This window comes from Planktothricoides sp. SR001 (assembly GCF_001276715.1).
Classification (GTDB): Bacteria; Cyanobacteriota; Cyanobacteriia; order Cyanobacteriales; family Laspinemataceae; genus Planktothricoides; species Planktothricoides raciborskii.
This window is the reverse complement of record NZ_LIUQ01000015.1, coordinates 1-22608: the sequence shown is the minus strand read 5'-3', so window position 1 is coordinate 22608 and position 22608 is coordinate 1. Positions and strand designations below refer to the sequence as shown.

Sequence of the window (22608 nt, the reverse complement as noted above, 5' to 3'; positions counted from 1 at the left end):
GGAGATATAAATGTACGATTTCTTTTTTGGTTCTTCCCAAGATATTGAAAACGATCCTCAAACTTGGCTTTTATCCATAAAGCGAATGCTACCGCGATGGCCTAATGGTATTCCAGATTCTGAATTTTTGGCACTTTTCGATTTATTAAATCAATATGACTATGAATCGACTTGTACACCTAATAAACGACCTGTTTTGATCGAAACTGGGAGTGGAGCTTCTACGATTGTACTCCTGTATTTTGCCTGTAAGTGGAATACTTGCTTGTACACCTGGGATATTGCCTCAACTAAACTAGCTTTTTTACGAGGAGTCTTGAATGATACTCTATTCCGGCAGTTTCGAGACCTCAATATGTTTAATTATTGGAAATATATTGCCTATGATAGTACCAACCAATATGCGGGCATACCAATTCTAAAAGAAACTAACGATACTGTATGTGCTGCTTTTTATGACTCCGAGCATACTTGGCAGGTTTTAGGTTCTGAGATTGCAGCAACCATGCCATTTCTTTGCAACGGGGCAATTTTGGCAATTGATGATGCCAACTATGCTTACAAAGAGAGCAACACTGCATATATTAATATGCTCCGCACAAAACTCGATCTCCCTGCGGTTACAGTATCAAATAACGAATGTCGCCCATTTTGGGAAGAGGTGGAATCTCTACTTTCTCAGAAATTCCCGCGAGTGAAAAATCTAGACGGTGGTACTTATCGCCAGAATTATCAAGATGATATTTTTTGGAGCTACTATAGTAGCGATCGCAATAATATGAACAAATTAGGAATGGAAAAGCTGGAAAACTTGGCCTATCGCTTTGAAGCATGGAAAGTTTTTCTAAATTAGTCATTTTTAAAAATATTTTTATCAAAAATATGCGATTTTTCCTGACTCATGCTCGTTTCCCTAACTCTAATTGCGAATCCTGGAAAGGAAGGTGGATGTATATTGGACGAGACTATCTCAGAATGAGAGATTGGGAACAACGCCTAGTTGGGCAGCGGATTTCTTTAAAAGAATTTATCCAAACAGAGTCTATCAAACAGCGACCATTTATTCTTGATTGGATTGCTCGACAACGAGAAGCTAATGATGATTCTCTCTATTGGTGGATGACTGACTTGGCAGGACGTAACAATATGTCCAGTCGCTTTTTTGATGATATCGTCCACATTGCTGCACTTAAGTCTTGGATCGATCAAAATTTATCCTATCAGGATGAAATTTTAGTTATATGTGAAGATAGCTATCTGCTTGCAACGATTGAAACTAACTTAAAGCCACTGATCAAAATCCGTTCTCTGCTCGGATGGCAGATAATCTTACTGTTGGAGTCTGGTTATTATATACTTCGAGGATTTGCGACTTTAGCTCGGCAAATCTTACGCTTCTGGAAGCATTATCACGCGGCGCGAGCATCTCGTTCATCTAATCTACAGACTCCTCATGGAGAAGTGTATCTGATTCATCAATGCCTTGATGAGAAAGCCTTGACTAAAGATGGGCCGCTCGCTTGTCGCTATTTTACAGTTTTACCTCAATGGTTAGAGAAACAAGGTAAGCAAGTTTATCGTCTACCTTGGCTTTTCAACATATCACTACCATTGGACAGAGTTTATCAACGACTGCGGGAATCTTCCTGCTTTATTCCCGATGACTGGGTAAATTGGAAAGATTATGTAGCTGCTTTATGGGATGGGTTTAAAACGACTTTGGCTATCAGTCATTCTATAGATTATGAGAGTTTTCACCTCAAAGCATTAGTAATTCGCGAGCGTCTTAAACAGTTAGCAACAGGATTTTCTGCATCTCAGTTTTTTCTGTATCAACCTGCCCTAAAAAATTGGGGAAATACTTTAAAACGTTTGGTTTCGATTAGCCACTATGAATCAATGCAACCAGAACGAGTTCAACCTTATTTTGGTCGAACCTCTGGTAAATTCAACTCAAAATGTATTGGATATTATCATAGTTTAGTTTCAAGTGATTTCTTAGCCTATCATGCTCCACTAGGGGAAGTTCGATCAAAGGTTTTTCCTGACGTAATAATTACCAATGGGAATTTGGCTCGTTCAGTTTTAATCAAGCAGGGTTTAGATTCAGAAAAAGTACAATCAGGCCCTGCTTTAAGGCAGCAGTTCACTCCACCAGTGAGTGACGACAACCGTAAAGCCCTAGCTGTGCTGCTGTCTTTAGATTTACAAGCAGTAACCGAAACTTTAGATAAACTATCCGACCATCTTGATTGGATTAATGACCACATCAAGGTTCCTGTCATTATTAAACCGCACCCTATGATGCGGAAAGAAGTCATATTAACTCAAATGGAATGGACTGATCTACCTCAAGGGTGGCAATGGTATGATGGTGAAATCATGGATTTGCTGACAAGATCACGGTGCTGTATAACTCTAGCTACTGCTTCTATTTTTGATGTTTTATTGTTTGGTTGTGTCGCTTGTTCTCTTGATCGTGACCTAACCACTGCTTGGAATTATGCCGATTTGCTAGAAAAAGAATTTCCGATCTTAAAGTCAGTGTCTTATGAACATTTGCGCCAGCGCTTAGAAGAAATTTTTGTCACTTCCTCCCAATGGTATGATGAGGAATTTATGAAGATTCGCGAAAAACTTCTAGATGGATTAAATCCTGTTTCCGATGAAACATTATCTGTTTTTTTATAAACAACTCAGCTTATGAAAAAAATTATCTACCCATCGTTTTTTTTGACAAGTCGAGTTTTTGATAAATTGTCTAGAATATTTCGTGGTGTAGCGAATAACTTTGAACCTGAAGATATTCAGGAGAACTTAGTTCGCAAGTCAACCCAGTATAATATGGTTACGGCTCCTGATGAGCCTTACTACGCAGAGCAGTATTGGACATTTATTCGCCCTCATTTAGATAAGCTTTCAGGTCAAATTCAAGCTATCGATCTCGGTTGTTGCCAAGGCCGTTTTACCTTACGTTTAGCCCAGCTTTTTCCTACAGGTCAAGTAGTTGCTTGTGATTTTTCTCCAGATGCGATTTCTACTGCCAAGCAATATGCTCAAAAAGCGTCTGTCACCAACATTTCCTATAGAGTCCAGACTATTTCCGAGTGTCTAGAAACCATTGAGCCAAATACCTGTGATATCATTTTAATGACTGAGGTGACGTTTTTTTACCCCAAATGGCAGCTTGATTTGCCAAAAATTGTAGAATCTCTCAAGCCAGGGGGTATTCTGGTCATGTCATTTAAGAGTAAATATTTTTATGCCCTAACGATCGCCCGTCATCGTGTCTGGGAAAATGTAGATATGCTAATAAATCAAACCCAGGGTCGAATTGGTAGAGGTTCTCCAGTAGAATTTACTTGGCAAACTTCAACGGAAATTCGTGAAATTTTGACGGATAAATTTGGCCTAACTTTGCTCGATCTAGTAGGGATTGGAGTGGTATCAGGCATGAAAGGGCACGACCCCCATGATGATATTGTTCAGCCTTCTTTGTTGAATAATTCAGGAAGAGAAGCATTAATGAAGTTAGAACTTACGTTGGCTCCTCAAGTCCCTGATACTGGACGCTATATTTTGGCAGTTGCCCGTAAACCTTAAATTTCTATGTTAGAAACTTTTAGTAATAAATCTATTTTAATTACAGGAAATACTGGATTTAAAGGATCTTGGCTTACCGCTTGGCTACTTCATCATGGAGCCAAAGTAATTGGATTATCTAAAGATATTCCATCGCACCCCAGTCATTTTGAAGCAGCGAATATGGGCGATCGCATCACCCACATTTGGGGAAATATTGAAAATCTAGCAACCTGTCAAGAATTAATTCAACAATATCAACCGGATTTTATCTTTCACCTTGCGGCTCAACCCCTAGTCAGGCAATCCTATCGCGAACCTCACACCACATTTACGACCAATGTTGTGGGAACACTCAATATTCTCGAAGCCCTGAGACTCTCGAACCATCCCTGTACTGCTATCCTGATTACCAGCGATAAATGTTACGACAACCTTGAACAAGTGTGGGGATATAGAGAAACCGATCGCTTAGGGGGAAAAGACCCTTATAGTGGTTCTAAAGGGGCGGCTGAACTGGTCATCCGCAGCTATACTGCATCCTACTTTAGTTCTGGCGACTCACCCGTCAAAGTCGCAGTGGGGCGAGCCGGAAACGTCATTGGTGGGGGAGATTGGGCCTGCGATCGCATTGTTCCAGATACTATAAAGGCTTGGTCTTCCGATCAACCCGTCTTAATCCGCAATCCCCATGCTACCCGTCCTTGGCAGCATGTTCTAGAGCCTCTATCTGGTTATTTAACCCTAGCAGCAAAACTGGCCAATAACTCCCTTCTCAATGGTGAGACTTTTAACTTTGGACCCAGTGCAGAGCAAAACTACACGGTTGCCAATCTGCTGAATTCAATGCAACAGCATTGGACAAATGCAGCTTGGACAGATTGCTCCAACCCAGAATCCCTATATGAAGCTGGATTGCTCAAACTTTGTTGTGATAAAGCTTTACATTATCTGGGATGGAAGCCTATCTTAACGTTTAAAGAAACAGTTGCTTTAACAACACAATGGTATCAAGCATACTACTCCGATAGTCGTGAGGTCTGGCAGGTGACTCAAGAACAAATCGCCTGCTACGAAACTTATGCCCAAGAACGTCAGGCTGTTTGGACGATTTCTTGTGCCTCACCCGCAACGAGTTAGAATTCTTCTATATGACTTCAATAATCTTTCCACTATGTTAGATGGTGTACTTTTGACTCCGCTTCGCCGCATTTCCTTGGATGCAGGTGATGTTTTGCATGGGATCAAATCCTCCGATCCAGGTTATGTGGCGTTTGGTGAAGCCTATTTTTCCACCATTCATTATGGTGTCATCAAGCCTTGGAAACGCCATAACCGGATGACTCTCAATCTTGTTGTTCCCAGTGGATCTATTCGTTTTGTATTATACGACGATCGCCCAAACTCCCCAACTCAGGGAAAAATTGAATCTACGATTGTTTCTCCCGAAAATTATCAGCGTCTCACTGTTCCTCCGAGGATTTGGATGGCATTTCAAGGTTTGAGTCAAGAACTCAATCTTTTGCTGAACCTCGCCGATCTTGAACACGACCCAGAAGAAATCGATCGGGCTGAACTTAACTTTGTCCCATTTGATTGGACGCTAAACTCATGAAAGTTATTCTTCTCGCTGGCGGTTTTGGCACTAGACTGGCTGAATATACTGAGATTTTGCCTAAACCAATGGTTACCATCGGCGGGCAGCCTATTCTCTGGCATATTATGCAACTCTTTGCTGACTACGACCATAAAAATTTTTATATCGCCTGCGGTTATAAAGCAGAAGTTATTAAACAGTATTTTCTCAACTATCCTGCTCTCAACGCTGACTTTACCATCAACCTTGCCACAGGACAGGTGACAACTTTGATGAAAAAAGAAATTGATTGGCAGGTTAGTCTTGTTTATACTGGAATTAACAGTATGACCGGAGGACGGGTCAAACGACTCCAATCACTAATTGGTAATGAAACCTGTTTTTTAACCTATGGGGATGGTTTAGCTGACATCAATTTAGATGACTTGCTGGCTTACCATCGCAGTCATGGTCGCATGGTGACAGTCACCGCAGTAAGACCCTCGGCTCGTTTTGGCGAATTGGAAATTTCTGATGGTCAAGTGATTTCTTTTCAAGAAAAACCCCAAGTTCGTCAGGGATGGATTAATGGGGGCTTTTTTGTCATAGAACCTGAGTTTTTTGATTTAATTGTAGGTGAGGATACAGTGCTAGAAGCTGAACCCTTAGAGAAAGCAGCCGATTTGGGCGAGCTGATGGCTTATCAGCATGAGGGATTTTGGCAATGTATGGACACGAAACGCGATCGCGATTTACTGGAAAACCTTTGGCAAAGCGGTAAAGCGCCCTGGACACGATAAGATGCTCTCAAAAACACCATCATCGATCAGACTCTCAAAATCTTGCCTCACTGACGCAGAAAAGCAAGCGGTCATGGCAGTTCTAGACCGTGAATTTTTGGGCATGGGTGAAGAAGTTAAACTCTTTGAAGAAGAACTTAGCACCTTTTTTGGACGACCCGTTGCCTGTGTGGTCAACGGCACTGCTGCTCTTCACCTGGCCCTACAAGCCTGTGGAATTGGCAGAGGTGATGAGGTTCTAGTCCAATCTTTAACCTACGTTGCCTCTTTCCAGGCTATTTCAGCAACAGGCGCGACTCCTGTACCTTGCGATATCGATCCCGAAACTCTAACGCTTGACTGGAGAGATGCTGAAAAACGGATCACCTCCAGAACTAAGGCAGTGATGCCCGTCCATTATAGCGGGGGTGTGGGAAAACTAGATGAGATTTATGATTTTGCTAGAACTTACGGGTTAAGAGTCATAGAAGATGCTGCCCATGCCTTTGGAACCAAATATAACGGTCAATTGGTTGGTAGTTTTGGCGATATCACCTGCTTTAGCTTTGATGGTATTAAAAACATTACCTCTGGTGAAGGGGGTTGCATAGTCTCTAATGATGAAGAGATTATGCGCCAGGTTCAGGATGCTCGTCTGCTAGGGGTAGAAAAAGATACAGAGAAACGCTTCCAAGGACAACGCAGTTGGGATTTTAATGTGACTGCCCAGGGCTGGCGATATCACATGAGCGATATAATGGCGGCGATCGGGCGGGTACAGTTGCAGCGTTTTCCCGAATTGGCTGTAAAGCGTCAAAACTTAGCTCGTTACTACGATAAAAAGTTGTCCCAACTTTCTATCGTGACTCCCTTAGCTCATAATTATGAAGAAGTTGTGCCCCATATTTATCCCATTCGTTTAGCAGATGGAACATCTAAAACTTCTCTCCGTCAAGATTTGTTAGATTTTGGCATTCAAACAGGGTTACATTATCTACCCAATCATTGCTTATCTTTCTTTTCTCCTAGTCCTAATTATGAATTGCCAGTCACGGCCAGAGTATATCCCACATTAATGACCTTACCCTTGCATCCCGATTTGTCAACAGAACAAATTGACCTGATTTGCGATCGTTTATCTAGCTATTAAAAACATGACGGAAACCAACGACGAATATTCACAACCCGATTCCGATAACCATAAAGACTATCCATTAGTGAGCGTCATTATGAATTGCTATAACGGGGAAAAGTATCTGAAAGAAGCGATCGACAGTGTGATGGCTCAAACTTATCAGAATTGGGAGTTGATCTTTTGGGATAATCAATCTACTGATTCCAGTGCAGAGATTTGTCAAAGCTATAATGACTCTCGAATTCATTACTTTTACGCTCCACAGCATACAACCTTGGGTCATGCTAGAAGTCTAGCGATTGAAAAAACTCAGGGAGACTGGATTGCTTTTTTAGATTGTGATGACCTTTGGCTACCGGATAAACTAGAGAAACAAGTTAAAATTATCAATGAAGAAACTTATGAATTAGGGTTGATCTATGGTAGAGCAAAAGTCAAAATAGAAACCAGTGGTTTAGTAGAATCACCTTTTACTTTACAAGTCAAATTTAGTCAAAGCACACTCCCATCAGGTTACAAGTTACTCCCCGAAGGTAGAATATTTGAAAAATTAGCTTATCGAAGTTTTGTTCTTATTTCAACCGCTTTAATCAATAAAAGTTTTTATTTAAAAGTTGGTGGAATTAGTGAAAAATATAAACAGTCAGAAGACTATGATATTTTTTTAAAAATTTCGGCGATTGCCAAAGTAAGAGCGTTGAATGATATATGTACTGTTTATCGTGTTCATGGAACAAATATTTCACACTGTCAAACAGAAGAAAGCTATATAGAATTTATTGATATACTCCAACAATTTTCCCACCATACAATATACCCAAAAGCTATTCGTGCAGCTAATACCAACTATGCTATATACTTGCTTAGTCAAAAGCAGTGGAAAAGAGGAGTTTATAAATTATTATTGAAAAGTGATATTCCAAGTTTAGTCATCCAAATATTCAATAAACTTTATAGATACATTTTTCCAACCTGAGAGAAACTATTATATCCAAATTAAAATAGTAGGCACATTTTTATAATCATTTTGAGTATAGTCTTTTATAAAATATTTAATAATTTAATTGTTATGTCTAGCTATATGCCTCATTAATTATTTTCTCTTTGTTAAGAATAAAACAACTCATTTTTTTTTATTATAAATGAGTTTGTAACATGATTATTTATCAAAATTAATCTTATTAAATCGCATGAGATGATAATTTTTTAATATATTAAAATCAAAAGTATGGTCATAGCATTACTCATTTTCGTTTATTGGTTTTCTTTTCAAGTTATATTTTATCCGATTTTATTAGGGGCCGCATTAACCAAGCTAACTATTAACCCTCGAAGCAACAAGTCTGGGCTAGTCTTTTTATTGATTTCAATATTGTTTTTTTGTATTGTTACAGCTTCTATGTTGATTAGAAGGGCTTCTCTTGATTTGATTGTAGACTCAAATCGCTTTTATTTAGGCATATTATTTGTATCCTCTGTCATGCTTTTTAATCGTAAATTAAAACTGACAACATGGCATTTAATTATGCTAGCAGTCATGTCAATTTATGAAGTCTTATCTTTGAATGTCCTTCGTTTAAATCCCATATTTTATCAATTTTCATCATCGTGGAGTGCAAGCGATCTTTTGACACGCTCTGCAATTGGCGGTGGTTTTTACAGGGCGCTCGGTCCAGCGTTAAATTCTTCAGTTTCTGGTTCTATCTATGCAATATTTTTCTGGTATTTTTTAAAATCTCGAAATTTTAATCTCAAAGGATTTGAGGATTATGTTGCTTGCATAACATTGGCTCTGGCTTTCTTGGCCTGTGCATCGGCAACGGCTGTAATAAGTTTTGTCATTCTTGCTGCTTGCCTTTTTATACCTAAATATGCTAAGAGAAAAACTTTTAAGATTAAGAAAAAAATAATATTTTCGGCCATAATTTTCTCATTTTTGGCATTTTTTTTAGCCCAGCATTTTTATGATTTTTTTAGATATTTTCGAAAAGCAAAGTTAAGCTCTGAATATTTGGAATTTATTTTCGAGTTTAAAAAACAACAGCTACAAGTTGCGGTTCCCGATTACGTTAGTCTGCTATTTGGTAGCGATCTTTCACGCCTTGATAAAATCGCTATATTTGGTGATTTTCTGTTCCTAGATGCAGTTGTTGTGATTGGCTGTGTTCCATTAATATTGGTGTTTTGGTTGATGTACCTTACTTGCCCCAAGAAAAATAGGGTATTCCTGATTGCCGCGATCATATCATCTATGCACTATGGAACCTTGTTTTCACTAACTGGACAGATTGTGTTTGCGGCGCTCGTCACTAATCAAACTAACCTTGAACGGGGTCTTTTACTTAAAAAGCCGTTAAAATCATCAAAATTACAAATGTAACTTGTTAAGCTTATATGTTAAAAAAGCGAATAATGTTCATTTGCTGATGACCACAAAAAATAATCTATTAGAAAATATACCTCTGGAGGATGAGTTCAAGCAGAAGATAATAGAAACATAAAAAAATTTTATATTGAGGGTACTGGCCAAATAATATGAAAAATTCTAAAACAGTTAACCTAAGAGAATTTAGGAGACTAAAATATCCATATCTAGTTTAAAATTATCAGATGATAGAGTGATTAGTTAGCCACTTTTTTTTATAAAGGTTGAATTTGTGAATAAAATAACAGTAGTTCAAAGCAATAAAGCCTACTTTCCTTCCACTAATGAGGCGATGGAAGCTTATTTTCCTAGAATTGGTGGCATTGAAATAGTAGTGCAACAATTAGCTGAAGGATTTGCCCAACGATTTAACGATTCAAGTTATGTTGTAACTTGCAGCAAAGACTTCCAAACATATTCTGAAAAGCGAAACGGTGTGTCGATTATATCAACAGGTACATTGGGACGTATAGCCTCACTGCCTATTAGTCCATCATACCCATTTCATCTACTACAACAAACAGGAGATATTCTGCAACTTCACGAACCTTTTCTTTTAGGTGGAATGACATACCTAACATTTTTAAAACAAGCAAAAAAACGGTTTAAACGTCTAGTAGTATGGTGGCATAGTGACATTATTCGTCAAAAAGCATTAGCACCGCTTTATACTCCGTTACTAAATGCAGTTTTGCATGAAGCTGATGCAATTATAGTCGCAACTCCCAAACACATAACATCTTCAAAATTTTTGGGTAATTTTTCAGCAAAATGTCACGTTGTTCATTATGGGGTAGATATATCAAAGTTTAAAGAGACTCTTGAATCTGAAACTAAAGCTACCTACTGGCGCGAAAAATATAATAAACCAATTATCTTATTTACAGGCAGATTGGTTTATTACAAAGGAGTCAAATATTTAGTTTCAGCAATGGAAAATGTACCAGATGCACATCTGGTTATTGTGGGAAAAGGACCATTGCGGGAAGAATTAGAAGAAATAGCAGTTAAATGTCCTAATAATGTTTCCTTTATCCCTTTTTTATCCGAAACAGATTTAATTGCCATGTATAAAGCCTGCGAAATTTTTGTTTTACCATCGGTAGAAAATAGTGAGGGATTTGGAATTGTACAAATTGAGGCAATGGCTTGCGGAAAACCAGTGATTACAACTGACTTAGAAACCGGAGTTACTTATGTTAATCAACATGGAAAAACGGGATTGGTTGTTCCAAAATGCAATTCGCAGGCTTTGACAGACGCTATTAATGAGTTACTCGCAAATTCTGCGATGCGTTCTGAAATGGGTGAGGTGGCTAAATCTCGTGTGTTCAAAGAGTTTACCGTTGAAGGAATGGTCGATAAAACTTTAGATGTCTATAATAAAATATTAAGCTAAAAAAAATAACTTTAGCATTTGATATATGGATGTATTCAAGCAAGTAGAACCTATCATATTTACTGGCACTACTTGTCTGCCAGGAAGTTTACAGCTGAAAAAATTAAGTACAGTTAATCCCGGTGGTAAAGTTTTTTGTCTAGTTAGACCAACTAGCGATACCAGACATATTCAAGAACTAGATTTAAATATAAATTATTTAACTGGGGATAGCTCGGATGTTTCAACTTGGACGAAAATCTTACCCAAGCACAGTCCTAAAACTATAGTTCATATCGCCTCTATTCGCCATATCCCAGCGATTCTTGAAAGTCTGGAAATCTGTCAGCAAACTCCTCACTTAATTGTTATTGGAACGACAGGAGTCTATTCAAAATACAACGAATTTTCGGCCACTTACAAGAAAATTGCCGCTCATCTGCTTGAGTATCGTGGCTCCTACTGTTTGCTGCAACCAACGATGATATATGGTTCCCACCGAGATAAGAACCTGCATAAACTGATAAAATTCTGCGATCGCTACGGCTTCTTTCCCGTCTTTGGTTCTGGTGACAACCTCATACAACCCGTTCATGCTGAAGACTTAGCCCAAGCCATTTTAACCGCACTTCAAAGACCCCATATCCAAGGGGCATACGACCTCTCTGGTGGTACGGTTGTGACCTTCCGAGACCTGCTAACTTTAGTCGGAAAACTACTCGGCAAACCAGTACGCCAGATTTCTCTCCCTCTCAATGCAGGTGTCTGGTCAGCCACAATTCTAGAAAATCTCTTACAAGAGCGATCGCCCGTTCGCCGCGAGCAAATCCTGCGATTACAAGAAGACAAAGCCTATCCCCATGATGCAGCCCAAAGGGATTTAGATTTTTTCCCCCGCACCTTAGAAGAAGGCTTACGTCAAGAGGTAGAGTTAATGCGTAGCCTAGGCATGATTTCCAGTTAGCCATGTATCTTTTAATTGCGATCGCCACCTTGGTCGAAAATCAAAGGGGATGGAGCGTGAATCCAGAAAGAGCTAGACAGGTGCAGGGGGGCAGGAGAGTAGGGGAGCGGGGGGGCAGGGGGGCAGGGGAGCCCGCCATCGGCAGGGGAGCAGGGGACAATAATTTTGTAGGGGCGATCGCGATCGCGCCGTGAATTTTCGCTACCAACGCGCAACCTATTACGCGAATGCTTCGCCCTTTGTCGTGGGGTGTAGGAGTGTAGGGGCGATCGCCTGAGCGCCTGGAGTTTTTGCAACAAATCAGCAACCTGTTACGCGAAATAGGGCGAAGCATTGGCCAAGATAAATTTGGGTGGGGATACAAACATGGTCGTGGCCAATGCGATCGCCCCTACAGGGGGCAGGGGGGCAGGGGGGCAGGGGGGCAGGGGATAATAATTTTGTAGGGGCGACAGCATTCGCGCCGTGAATTTCCGCTACCAACGAGCAATCTGTTACGCGAATGCTTCGCCCTTGCCCTTTGTCGTCGGGTGTAGGGAAGCAGGGGGGCAGGGGCGATCGCATTTGCGCCTTGAATTTTCGCTACCAATCAGCAATCTATTACGCGAAAGAGGGCGGCGTTGCATGACCGTATATAAGTTATCGTTGAGAAGCATAAATTTACTGCGGTCATGCTGTCGCCCCTACAGGGGATAATCATACAGGGGATAATCATACAGGGGACAATAATTTTGTAGGGGCGACAGCATTCGCGCCATGAATTTTCGCTACCAACAAGCCACCTATTACGCGAATGCTTCGCCCTTTACCGTGGGGTGTAGGGGATCCGCCAATCGAGCAGGGGAGCGGGGGAGCGGAGCGGTTATTAGGGGTCGATGGGGGAATCACTTCCCCCACCTCCCATTCAGAACCCAGCGTGCCACTTTCACGGCACTAGGCTCCTACCTATGTTGACCCCTTACATGGGTACGACTACCAGAGTAGCAGTTCTTCTTCCTGATGCCCTTGGGCGCTTCTATCATATCTTGACTTTAAATCGTGACAATGAGCGTGAAGCAATTGCAGGTTTTTGTATTCATCCTTTCCGCCTTGGCTTCTAGGAATGATGTGGTCTACTTCGAGCAGGTCGCTGCTTGTGAAGTATTGCCCGCAATATGGACATTTACCCTTCTGCTTTTTCAGCAGTTTTGCCACTCTTGTGGGGGCTTCAATGTCTTGTCCTCGCCTGGTACTCCAGTAAATCCAGTCGCCATCATACGGGGATTTGTCAGGCTTGACTAAGGTATGTCGTTTGATTTCGACGTCCGCGTGTTTCCATAGTGTTAGTCCGTCTGCTGTGGCAAACGTCCATGTACCATATCGACCCTCGCGATAATACTTGCGTATTGCTTGGGCTTTTTGTTTTCTTCCACGTCTTCTTACTGACCATGCTCTGAGCATTTGCCAAAGGTTGTGGTCTTCTGATGAAAACGTTTCCTTGGCTGCTACCCCTGAGTAGTAGTTTGCCCATCCTTTAATCATTGGGTTTAGTTTTCCAATGAGTCCCGCTTGTGGGGCTGTTTTATGGGTCTTAATGACTACTTTTAAGGCTACATGGTGGGCTTTGATTGCTTTCTTACTTGGTTTAATCAAGGTTTTGAATCCAAGTAGTTCCGATTTGAAGCCACCTGTTTTTCCTGACTTGTGTTTCCCAACTGGGTACTGTCGGATATTGAACCCCAGGAAATCGAATCCGGGGGGTACAGTCAGTTCACTTTCTGGAGTCTTAATATGCTCCAGAGTGTGGCATATCCTGGTTTTCTCCGGCTTCAATTCCAGCCCAACTGGTTGTAACCAAGCTTCGATTGCAGCTTTAGCTCCTAAGATGACCTTTAATTCCGGGTGTAGAACCACAAAATCGTCTGCGTATCGAATGATTCTTGCTGGTGGGTAATTTCCTTTCTTTGGGAACTTTGATTCCACTTCGCGAATCATCCCATCTAGTGCTATATTGGCAAGTAGTGGCGAAATCACCCCACCTTGAGGTGTGCCTGCTACTGGCTTTTCAAAGGCTCCTTTGTCCATAATTCCGGCTTTTAACCAAGCACTAACTTGGCGTCGGATATTTGCTGGACATTGGAGCTTTTTCAGTAAGTAGGTATGATCGATTTTGTCAAAACACTTGGATATATCCGCATCCAAAACATAATTCGGTTTCTTGTTTATCACAAGATATATCCTGGCTACGGCGTCATGTGTTGACCTACCTGGTCTAAAACCATACGAGGTTTCTTCAAATTTAGATTCCCAATATGGCTCTAGTGCCATTTTTACCAATGCCTGACGCGCTCTATCTTCGACTGTAGGTATTCCTAACGGGCGTTTTTCATCCCGTCCGGGTTTTGGTATCCATACTCTGCGGACTGCTTTGGCCTTATTGGTTAGTGACAGTCTGGAGGCCAGACTGAGCCTTTGTACGGGTGTTAGTGATTTTATCCCGTCTACCCCGGCCGTCTTCTTTCCTCTATTGAGTTGGGTTACTTGCCTTACAGCGAGTAGTTTTGCGTAGTATGACTTTAACAGTAGTTTCTGAAGCCTTTTTGCTGTGACATTGTTGCCCTCACTAGCCGCTCTGTAGATTCTCTTTTGGAGCTTGAACACTTTCCGCTGTACTAATTTCCAGGGGATTCCGTTCCATTCCACCATCAACTTTTGTCGTGTTTTGGACATATATACTTCTACTTGAAACTCTACATTTCAACTTAGGCACAGGCTGTCTGCATATACCAGTTGTTAGGCTGGTCTTTGGCTTCTGCACTGTATCTCTCACCCATATGGCTTGCGCTTACACTTATCACTACTTAGGAGTATCGACCTATCCTGAGAGCCAATATGGGCTTTAATTCGTTCCATGGATTTGGGATTATTAGTTTTAGGATGCTGTCCTGTCCCCCTGGGTACTTTGGGATTTCGTTAATACGTGAGGTATAAAACTCCGTATCTTTGTAGGCAACTCATAAAATTTACCTACCCATTCCCCGTGACCTTTTGGTCGCAGCGTATCAACCAGATTTCGCTACTTTATGCTTGAGAGGGTTCCTGTCGAACATTTGCCTTACGGCTGACCTTGACTAATTGGCTCGAAGGGATTCCCTTACTGGTTAAGCGTTACCTCCTTTTCAGCCCGCTTCACACCAGTGAATAGTGAGTCTCCGGGTGGGGCTGATGCCTAACTACCCCTGGTAATTGTTAAATCTTTGTTAAGATTCTTCTTTTTCCAGGAAATCCGGGTAATTGTCTTCCATTTAGGACAACAAATCCACAGTTGCAATGGTCTCGTGACTACGATTTAGGCAGATGCCTGTTAGTTCACTATGTCTATCGGAACCATTACCACGCGCACGTTTCAGGTATTCCCATCTACTTTCCGCGTGAACGAATCGCACTTATGCTATCATAATAGCCAATCAAACTGATAGCATCGGAGTGTAGCATGGCGAATATCAGTGTCCGAGGACTGGAACCGGAAACCCTATCCAAGCTGAAAGCACTGGCAAAAAAAGAAAACACCAGCGTCAATGCCTTAGTCCTGCGTCTGCTCGATCGCGGTGTTGGTCTGGGACAGGAAAAACCCCTCTATCAGCGACATGAAGACCTGAGCGAACTAGCTGGTACTTGGAGCCAAGAGGAAGCAGAGGAATTTGAGGCTAATACCGCTTCCTTTGGCAACATTGACCCAGAGCAATGGCCATTATGAGACCAATTTTGTTGGATACTAATGCTTACAGCGACTTTATGCAGGGCGTGGCCGATATCGTGGAAATCATCGCCTTAGCCGATCGCATTTACCTCAGCAGTACCGTCTTGGGAGAACTATTGAGCGGATTTGCCGTGGGAAAACGAGAAGCACAAAACCGCTTGGAACTGACAAAGTTTCTCCGTTCACCACGGGTCGAGATTTTATCGATAACAGACAGCACAGCCGATTTTTATGCCACGATTTACGCCAACTTACGTCGTAAAGGCCGACCCATCCCAACCAATGATATGTGGATTGCGGCCAGTGCGATGGAATGCGGCGCAATCCTCATCACGCGAGACCAACATTTTGCCCATATTGAAAACCTTCGCCTTGGGCAAACAGCCGCAGACATTATGCCATAAATTAAATTGCGATATTGCATCCGCAACGCGATCGCGATATTGCATCCGCAACGCCCCAAGCGATCGCCTCCTAGGTGTCCTCGTCGTGGATAGCAGCAAAATCCGCAATACCCTAGGCTACATTAAAATTATGGCGATATCATCATAGTAAACGTCATCCAAAACTTGCCCTTCTGCACCTTCCATAAATGAGCCTATAAATGAATATTTCCCAACTTCAAGCTCTAGTTAAATACGTTTCCAATGCCCAAGGAGAAAAAACTGAAGTAATTATTCCCATCGCAGTTTGGAACAGTTTGTTGCAAAAAATCACTTCTATCGAACTCTATTCAACCCCCAGTGGACTCAGCCCCGTTGATGAAAATGAGCCAAAAACTCAGATTATAGCTGACTTACAAGAGTCTATTCGCGCAGCCAAAGCCGGAGAAACTTACCCAATTTCCCAATTATGAGTGAATGTTAACCAGCGCAGGGCGAATTTTTAACTGGCCATATTTTACCACTCCGTAAGCAATAAATTCAGTTATTAAGTAGGTGAACATAATTAATTGCACTTTTCGTTCCCCGCCGATAGACTGTGGATTCCCGCATTCGCGGGAATGACAGTTTTTCTTGTGATATGGTCTCTGGTGCATTTATTTCTGCCCACCTACTTAACAATGATTAAAGATTTTAAAAATAAAAGATTAGCCGCATTTTTTAGAGAGGGCAATAACAAAGGAATACCCAAAGAATTTGAGAAAAGAATTAGAGTTAGGCTGGAAGCGCTCGACTCAGCATCATGCCTAGACGACTTGAAAATTCCTGGATACAATCTACATGAACTAAAAGGCGACAGAAAAGAAACTTGGTCTATTGCTTTATCGGGAAATTGGCGCATCACTTTTAAGTTTGAACAGGGCAAGGGCGAAGCATTCGGACAGAACACTTTTCTTTTTGTGTCATAAATTGTCGCCCGAATGCTTCGCCCCTACAACCAACAACAAACAACAAACAACAACCAACAACCAACAAACAACAAGCAACAAACAACAAACAACTAATATATCATGCAAAACCTAGAAAATATCGTCAATAACAGACTTAAAAGACCCGCTCATCCAGGGGAAGTTCTGGCAGACATTTTAGATGATTTACAAATCACTGAAGCTGAATTTGCCAAAGCTTTAAATGTATCCGCAGAGACAGTTAATGAAATAATACATGGCAATAAAGCCATTACCATAGACCTGGCAATTCGTCTGGGGAAAGCCTTGGGTAATGGCCCGCAACTTTGGTTAAATCTTCAGCAAAAAATTGATATTTGGGATGCCATGACCGTCAATCAAGAGCAGTATGAGAAAGTTCATGCAATTGTTTAGGGCAGGGATTTCTTATATTAAAGCAGACTCGCAAATGCTTCGCCCTTGCCCTTTGCCGTGGGATGTAGGGTGTGGGGTCAGAAACCGGGTTTCTAGAAAATTTGGGGTGGGTGGCGACAATTTTGGCCAGAAACCCGGTTTCTCAAGTTAACCCAGAGCAATGGCCATATTGAAAACCTTCGCCTTGGGCAAACAACCGCTGACATCATGCCCTAAATTAAATTGCGATCGCCTCCAGCACCCTGCGGGATATTGCATCCGCAACGCCGAAGCGATCGCCTCCAACACGCGATCGCGATCGCCGATGTATCGATCGTCATCACGAAGGCAAATAGGGGCGAACGGCCGTTCGCCCCTACACATCATAACCGAGAATCTCGTCCATATTGCGGCGATCGCAATCTGGCAAAGCCGCACAGCGCAAAGAAATCTCCGTCAACCGCTGCTCCAATAAAGCAGACTTTGGCGATCGCGAAGCGGCGCGGAGGCAATCGTCTTGGGTTTTTGCTTGAATTAAAGCCCGTTCAACCGCCATCTTCACCGCTGCGGTCAGACTCAGCCCAGTTAGCTGGGCTAATTCCTTAATCATGGCATGAACATCAGGGTCTTTAATATTCATCCCCCTTGTCAATACCTCGGTATAAAAGTTATACCATGATACCCTGATACAATAAAATCAGCCCCTTGTCCCGGACAGATTTCAAAATAAATTGTGGGATAAAAATGAAACCAACATTACCCTTATACGACAAAGACTATCAACTTTGGTTAGAACAAACCATCGCACAGTTGCAAACCCAGGATTTCAGCCATATTGATCTAGAGAATTTAATTGAGGAGATAAAAAGTTTGGGAAAAAGAGACAAAAGGGCTATTTGTAGCTACCTCATGCGACTGTGCGAACACTTGCTCAAAGTCAAATATTGGGAACAAGAACGAGAAACTTGTATCCAAATTAGAAACCGGGTTTCTTGCTTAAATCTTTGTGAAGAAACAGAAATGCTGCTAGAAACCCGGTTTCTTAATATTAGAAATTTTCGCTTGCAGATTCAACTCATCCTCAAAGATAGTCCCAGTCTCAAAAACTATCTCCAGGAAAACTTTATTCAGGAATATCAAAATGGCAGGAAACTATTTCTCGATGCCACAGGGATGAAATCAGATATGATTCCCGCAGAGCCTGGTTTTAACCTAGAGCAAGTTCTGGATGAAAACTGGCTACCCTAGGGAGGTGATTCAAGGGACAAGAAACCGGGTTTCTTTAGACTATCTCTGTCACCCCACCAAAACTATAATAGAAACCCGGTTTCTACCCCGTTTCTAAATCAGCAACCTGTTGCGCGGAATAGGGCTTTCGCATTGGCCAAGATAAATTTGGGTGGGGATACAAGCATTGTCGTGGCCAATGCTGTCGCCCCTACAGAGGATAATAAGAAAGAGAAAAGAGGAAAGAGAAAAGAGAAAAGGGGAAAGAGGGGCGATCGCGCCAGCCGTTCTCGCTACCAATCAGCAACCTGTTACGCGAATGCTTCGCCCGACGCTGCAAAGGGCTTTCGCATTGGCCAAGATAAATTTGGGAGGGGATACAAATATTGTCGTGGCCAATGCGAAAGCCCCTACAGAGGATAATAAGAAAGAGAAAAGAGGAAAGAGAAAAGAGGAAAGAGAAAAGAGAAAAGGGGAAAGAGGGGCGATCGCGCCAGCCGTTCTCGCTACCAATCAGCAACCTGTTACGCGAATGCTTCGCCCGACGCCGTGGGGTGGGTGTGGGGGCGACGGGTTGCTTAAATCTTGCTTAAATCGGGGGGCGATCGCGATTTACTGCTGCATCATCACCAAGATTTGGTGAAAAAACTAGGCTTCTCAGATTCGCGGTAAAATAGGACTAAACCTTGACAGCCATAAGATTATGGAAGAATTGCTAACCCTCAAAGAACGACTTTTGTGTGGAGACATTTCGGGAGCATTAGTCATCGTAGAAGAACTAGAAGAAATGAGCCGTGACGACAAAATTAATAACATTAGAAGTTATGCGGTTATCCTGCTATTACACTTAATCAAACGAAAAGCCGAAAATCGCACAACTCGCTCGTGGGATGTCTCAATTCGCAACAGCGTTCGGGAAATTCAGGAGAAAAACAAGCGCCGGAAAGCAGGTGGCTATTATCTGACATCAGAAGATTTGCTCGACACTCTAGAAGTAGCCTATCCAATGGCAATCGATCGCGCCTCCTTAGAAGTAGCCGAAGGAATTTACGATCCTGATACGTTAGAAACCCTAGTCAACCGGGAAGAAATTATTGAGCAAGCACTGGCATTAATTGCCCCAGGAACCTAATTCGCATAGGGGACTGCTGGGGTGTAGCAACAGGTTTCTCGGATATCGCAGGAAGGAAGATCGCTTCATAAGTGTGATCGCCTACGGCAACGCGATCACGAAGCTGTGCGGATGCACTATCGCTCCCTCTCAACACCCCAACCATTGATCGCCTCCTGGGTTCCCTCGTCGTGGATAGCAGCAGAATCCACAATACTGCATACAGTATAGGATTTAGTGTTACTTTGATGATAGCTAATGGTTTAACTAAATCAACATGAAAGCAATTACCAGCAACCAAGCCAAGCAAGAATTAGATGAAATCATCGAGCAAGTTATCCTTGATGTGGAACCAACCATTTTATGTAGCGATCGAGGTCAACAAGCTGTTTTAATGTCTTTAGATGAATTTAACTCTTGGCAAGAAACCATCTATTTACTATCAAATCCAGCCAATGCAGAACATCTATTAGAATCAATCAAACAGGCCAAATCCGGTAAAAAATCTGTTAGAGAATTGCTTGACGAATGAAAATCAGTTTTACGGAAGCCTCTTGGTCAGACTATCTCTGGCTACAAGCAAACGAGCAAAAACTCTTAAAAAGGGTGAATTTACTAATTAAAGATATAATTATAACTCCATTTGGAGGGATTGGCAAGCCTGAACCTCTCAAGGGTAATTTATCAGGATATTGGTCAAGGCGGATTAATACTGAACATCGTTTAGTCTATGGCATTTCTGAGGAAGAAATAACCATTATTTCTTGTAAATTTCACTATGAGAAATAAATGAAACCGATATGTAGGGGCGACAGCATTCGCGCCATATTCTTGATAAATAATCAGCAATATTTTATATGCAAAATATGGCGGCGAAGCATTGGCCAAGATAAATTTGGGTGGGGATACAAATATTGTAGTGGCCAATGCTGTCGCCCCTACAACGTTTGTATCCTTACCAGTATGATGACCGTAGGAACATCGTCTTCCCCTGTCCTCTCATCTATAGGGATTCTCAAACCAGCCCCCCATCAATGCTCCAACTCCTAATTCTATCTCTTATCACCTTCCTCCTCAGCCTCCTAACCACAGGCTGGGTCAAACAACGCTTCCGCCAAAACCTCCTGGATATCCCCAACGATCGCAGTTCCCACAGCCAGCCCACCCCACGGGGCGGCGGCTTAGGCTTCATCATCGCCTTTGCCTCCTTTAGCATACTTATACCTATTTTGTCAAGTTATTTTCCTAAAATTTTCCCAAATAATATATTACAGATAACAGCTTCATCACAAATATTAAACATTTGGCTCATTCTCACGCCCCTAGCCATCATCGGCATCATTGACGACCAGAGGAACGTCCCCGCCAGTATCCGCTACCTAGTCCAACTCAGCGCAGCCAGTATAGCCATCTTCTGTTTCGGTCCCTTTCCCCAACCGTGGCTCACCCCCTGGGGAACCGTGGGCAACATCATCGCCTACACCCTCAGCGCGATCGCCATCACCGCCCTGATTAACTTCTACAACTTCATGGACGGTCTGGACGGTCTAGTAGCCGGAGTCACCGCAGTGCAACTAGGATTTTTCGCCCTCTACCTCAACCAACCCGTCTGGTGGCTACTTGCTGCTGCCCTCCTAGGCTTTCTGTGGTGGAACTGGTCCCCCGCCAAAATCTTCATGGGCGATGTGGGCAGTACCGTATTAGGTGCAGCGGTGGTTATCCCGATGCTAAATACTGACAACCCAACCCAAGCCTGGACAGCGATCGCCATCACCCTACCCCTCACCGCTGACGCCATTTATACCCTGATTCGCCGTCTGATGCGTAGAGAAAACATCTTCAAAGCCCACCGCAGCCATTTATATCAAAGATTGCAGCAATCCGGCTGGACTCATGCCCAAGTTGCCAGTACCTATATTGGCTGTACAGTGCTAATTGCCCTGAGCATTCTGGGGTGGGGGGCAATGGGGGCTGGGATAGGTTTAGCCCTGGTGGTAGTGGGAATGGTCGGGGGAGAAGTGTATTTGGGCAGGGGAGCGGAGGAGCGGAGGAGCGGAGGAGCAGGGGTGTAGGGGAGCCGCCAATCGAGCGGGGGTGTAGGGGCGATCGCATTGCCCACGATCATATTTGGATGCCGAAAATTTTGATTGGCTAATGCGAAAGCCCTCTTCTTCACGGGTGGGGAGTCTTAACCGGTTTCTCAAACATATGTTGGGTTGAGGGACGAAACCCAACCACCTAGCCGCGATCGGGTCAGAAACCCGGTTTCTCATAGAAAATCTGGGGTTTTGGCGAGAATTCTGATCGGAAACCCGGTTTCTCAAGTGGAACCCTCCCCAGCCTCCGCTCTCATCTGATTCAGGGAAACACGGTTAAATACCAGTGAGTTTGTCAGACAGGGCTAAGTGGGTAATCGTAATGGTGCGATCGCCTCATCTCCTCGGCTTAGTCAACAACAATATCCGCCAAATGGCGTAGAAGAATTACGCCATTTGGCGGATGCTTTTCCCCGCTCTAGGGTAGAAAATGAATCCATTGAATCGAGAAATTCATTGAAGTTCCCTGGTATAAGCCATCGCCCGGTCATTTGATCGGGTTTTTTGTTTGTGGCCTTCAAGAATATACGCCAAATGGCGTAATTCGTCTACGCCATTTGGCGGATGTTTTTCTCACGCTTTAAAGGAGACAAAATCCACTGGAAAAGATTCTGGCAACGATTCTATAGTTATTTCAATTGTGCGACTCGGAAGAGCGCAAAAGCGGAGGCTGATGGGGTTTCCCCCAGGTTGGACGGTCGTCGAGGGAGAGTCCTTGGTAACGCCGTTGTCCCCGCGATCGCCGAATGGATCGGCAGAAAAACTCTAGAAATAGAATCTATGGGATAATTTCTAAAAATGCCAAAAATTAGGGACAAAATCCACTGGAAACTATTAGGGCGTGTCATCAAT

The 22608-nt window shown here is 42.6% G+C and carries 30 protein-coding genes; 25 read left to right on the top strand and 5 right to left on the bottom strand.

The window, feature by feature from the left end:
• Positions 1-10: 10 nt before the first annotated feature.
• The 11 genes from AM228_RS10970 to AM228_RS10920 all read left to right on the top strand — a co-directional run bounded on the left by AM228_RS10970 (position 11) and on the right by AM228_RS10920 (position 11839).
• Positions 11-853 (top strand): class I SAM-dependent methyltransferase, encoded by an 843-nt coding sequence (locus tag AM228_RS10970; protein ID WP_054466159.1) that lies wholly within the window; start codon positions 11-13, stop codon positions 851-853.
• A complete protein-coding gene (locus AM228_RS10965) occupies positions 832-2691 on the top strand; it encodes a hypothetical protein (RefSeq protein ID WP_054466158.1) in 1860 nt (619 codons plus the stop codon). The genes AM228_RS10970 and AM228_RS10965 overlap by 22 nt, the downstream gene beginning before the upstream one ends.
• A 12-nt stretch (positions 2692-2703) precedes the next feature.
• Positions 2704-3603: a class I SAM-dependent methyltransferase gene (locus AM228_RS10960; RefSeq protein WP_054466157.1), complete on the top strand. Its 900-nt coding sequence runs from the start codon at positions 2704-2706 to the stop codon at positions 3601-3603.
• 6 nt (positions 3604-3609) lie between these two features.
• The gene (gene rfbG / locus AM228_RS10955; protein ID WP_054466156.1) at positions 3610-4722 is read left to right on the top strand and encodes a CDP-glucose 4,6-dehydratase; all 1113 of its coding nucleotides are present in this window, start codon (positions 3610-3612) and stop codon (positions 4720-4722) included.
• Between the two features lie 34 nt (positions 4723-4756).
• Complete coding sequence (locus AM228_RS10950; RefSeq protein ID WP_054466155.1) at positions 4757-5197, top strand: dTDP-4-dehydrorhamnose 3,5-epimerase family protein; 441 nt, start codon at positions 4757-4759, stop codon at positions 5195-5197.
• Complete coding sequence (rfbF, locus tag AM228_RS10945; protein WP_054466154.1) at positions 5194-5958, top strand: glucose-1-phosphate cytidylyltransferase; 765 nt, start codon at positions 5194-5196, stop codon at positions 5956-5958. Before AM228_RS10950 ends, rfbF begins: the two co-directional genes overlap by 4 nt.
• The gene (locus AM228_RS10940; protein WP_369817710.1) at positions 5867-7087 is read left to right on the top strand and encodes a DegT/DnrJ/EryC1/StrS family aminotransferase; all 1221 of its coding nucleotides are present in this window, start codon (positions 5867-5869) and stop codon (positions 7085-7087) included. Before rfbF ends, AM228_RS10940 begins: the two co-directional genes overlap by 92 nt.
• Before the next feature lie 4 nt (positions 7088-7091).
• Positions 7092-8048 carry a glycosyltransferase gene (locus tag AM228_RS10935; RefSeq protein ID WP_054466152.1) on the top strand — a complete coding sequence of 319 codons (957 nt, stop codon included), beginning with the start codon at positions 7092-7094 and terminating at the stop codon, positions 8046-8048.
• Between the two features lie 252 nt (positions 8049-8300).
• Entirely contained in the window at positions 8301-9452 is a 1152-nt protein-coding gene (locus AM228_RS10930) for a hypothetical protein (protein ID WP_054466151.1), read from the top strand.
• Between the two features lie 277 nt (positions 9453-9729).
• On the top strand, positions 9730-10896 hold the full coding sequence (locus AM228_RS10925) for a glycosyltransferase (RefSeq protein WP_156331698.1): 1167 nt from the start codon (positions 9730-9732) through the stop codon (positions 10894-10896).
• Between the two features lie 25 nt (positions 10897-10921).
• On the top strand, positions 10922-11839 hold the full coding sequence (locus AM228_RS10920; RefSeq protein ID WP_054466149.1) for an NAD(P)-dependent oxidoreductase: 918 nt from the start codon (positions 10922-10924) through the stop codon (positions 11837-11839).
• Between the two features lie 11 nt (positions 11840-11850).
• On the opposite strand, the gene AM228_RS32385 is transcribed toward AM228_RS10920, so the two are convergent.
• Both AM228_RS32385 and ltrA read right to left on the bottom strand, forming a co-directional pair.
• Entirely contained in the window at positions 11851-12138 is a 288-nt protein-coding gene (locus AM228_RS32385) for a hypothetical protein (RefSeq protein ID WP_156331697.1), read from the bottom strand.
• 673 nt (positions 12139-12811) lie between these two features.
• Complete coding sequence (ltrA, locus tag AM228_RS10910; protein ID WP_054466147.1) at positions 12812-14548, bottom strand: group II intron reverse transcriptase/maturase; 1737 nt, start codon at positions 14546-14548, stop codon at positions 12812-12814.
• A gap of 763 nt (positions 14549-15311) precedes the next feature.
• Here ltrA and AM228_RS10905 point away from each other — a divergent pair.
• From AM228_RS10905 to AM228_RS32375, 7 genes are all read left to right on the top strand, one after another.
• Positions 15312-15575 carry a hypothetical protein gene (locus AM228_RS10905; protein ID WP_054466146.1) on the top strand — a complete coding sequence of 88 codons (264 nt, stop codon included), beginning with the start codon at positions 15312-15314 and terminating at the stop codon, positions 15573-15575.
• Positions 15572-15982 (top strand): type II toxin-antitoxin system VapC family toxin, encoded by a 411-nt coding sequence (locus AM228_RS10900; RefSeq protein WP_054466145.1) that lies wholly within the window; start codon positions 15572-15574, stop codon positions 15980-15982. The genes AM228_RS10905 and AM228_RS10900 overlap by 4 nt, the downstream gene beginning before the upstream one ends.
• Positions 15951-16130, top strand: coding sequence for a hypothetical protein (locus tag AM228_RS32380; RefSeq protein WP_190878772.1), 180 nt, complete (start codon positions 15951-15953; stop codon positions 16128-16130). The genes AM228_RS10900 and AM228_RS32380 overlap by 32 nt, the downstream gene beginning before the upstream one ends.
• A gap of 52 nt (positions 16131-16182) precedes the next feature.
• Positions 16183-16434 (top strand): hypothetical protein, encoded by a 252-nt coding sequence (locus tag AM228_RS10895; RefSeq protein WP_054466144.1) that lies wholly within the window; start codon positions 16183-16185, stop codon positions 16432-16434.
• Between the two features lie 207 nt (positions 16435-16641).
• Entirely contained in the window at positions 16642-16929 is a 288-nt protein-coding gene (locus tag AM228_RS10890; RefSeq protein ID WP_054466246.1) for a type II toxin-antitoxin system RelE/ParE family toxin, read from the top strand.
• Between the two features lie 102 nt (positions 16930-17031).
• Positions 17032-17343, top strand: coding sequence for a HigA family addiction module antitoxin (locus AM228_RS10885; RefSeq protein WP_054466143.1), 312 nt, complete (start codon positions 17032-17034; stop codon positions 17341-17343).
• Complete coding sequence (locus AM228_RS32375; protein WP_156331694.1) at positions 17330-17494, top strand: hypothetical protein; 165 nt, start codon at positions 17330-17332, stop codon at positions 17492-17494. Before AM228_RS10885 ends, AM228_RS32375 begins: the two co-directional genes overlap by 14 nt.
• Here the strand turns inward: AM228_RS32375 and AM228_RS10880 are convergent.
• Together AM228_RS10880 and AM228_RS10875 are read right to left on the bottom strand one after the other, a co-directional pair.
• Entirely contained in the window at positions 17491-17709 is a 219-nt protein-coding gene (locus tag AM228_RS10880; protein ID WP_054466142.1) for a hypothetical protein, read from the bottom strand. The genes AM228_RS32375 and AM228_RS10880 overlap by 4 nt on opposite strands.
• Entirely contained in the window at positions 17699-17962 is a 264-nt protein-coding gene (locus AM228_RS10875) for a type II toxin-antitoxin system VapB family antitoxin (protein WP_054466141.1), read from the bottom strand. Before AM228_RS10875 ends, AM228_RS10880 begins: the two co-directional genes overlap by 11 nt.
• A gap of 104 nt (positions 17963-18066) precedes the next feature.
• On the opposite strand from AM228_RS10875, the gene AM228_RS10870 reads away from it, so the two are divergent.
• The 7 genes from AM228_RS10870 (at position 18067) to AM228_RS32370 (ending at position 22251) form a co-directional block, all read left to right on the top strand.
• On the top strand, positions 18067-18570 hold the full coding sequence (locus tag AM228_RS10870; RefSeq protein WP_054466140.1) for a DUF29 domain-containing protein: 504 nt from the start codon (positions 18067-18069) through the stop codon (positions 18568-18570).
• A gap of 166 nt (positions 18571-18736) precedes the next feature.
• Positions 18737-19192: a hypothetical protein gene (locus AM228_RS10865; RefSeq protein ID WP_190883086.1), complete on the top strand. Its 456-nt coding sequence runs from the start codon at positions 18737-18739 to the stop codon at positions 19190-19192.
• Positions 19193-19252: 60 nt separating this feature from the next.
• The gene (locus AM228_RS10860; RefSeq protein ID WP_054466138.1) at positions 19253-19681 is read left to right on the top strand and encodes a DUF29 family protein; all 429 of its coding nucleotides are present in this window, start codon (positions 19253-19255) and stop codon (positions 19679-19681) included.
• Positions 19682-19937: 256 nt separating this feature from the next.
• Complete coding sequence (locus AM228_RS10855; protein WP_054466137.1) at positions 19938-20192, top strand: type II toxin-antitoxin system Phd/YefM family antitoxin; 255 nt, start codon at positions 19938-19940, stop codon at positions 20190-20192.
• Positions 20189-20449 (top strand): Txe/YoeB family addiction module toxin, encoded by a 261-nt coding sequence (locus AM228_RS10850; RefSeq protein ID WP_054466136.1) that lies wholly within the window; start codon positions 20189-20191, stop codon positions 20447-20449. Before AM228_RS10855 ends, AM228_RS10850 begins: the two co-directional genes overlap by 4 nt.
• 245 nt (positions 20450-20694) lie before the next feature.
• On the top strand, positions 20695-21732 hold the full coding sequence (locus AM228_RS10845; RefSeq protein WP_054466135.1) for a glycosyltransferase family 4 protein: 1038 nt from the start codon (positions 20695-20697) through the stop codon (positions 21730-21732).
• A 333-nt stretch (positions 21733-22065) separates the two neighbouring features.
• Complete coding sequence (locus tag AM228_RS32370) at positions 22066-22251, top strand: hypothetical protein (protein WP_156331692.1); 186 nt, start codon at positions 22066-22068, stop codon at positions 22249-22251.
• A 134-nt stretch (positions 22252-22385) separates the two neighbouring features.
• Here the strand turns inward: AM228_RS32370 and AM228_RS35140 are convergent.
• Positions 22386-22608, bottom strand: a 223-nt coding sequence (locus AM228_RS35140; protein ID WP_231636751.1) for a hypothetical protein, incomplete at its 5' end; no start/stop codon positions are given.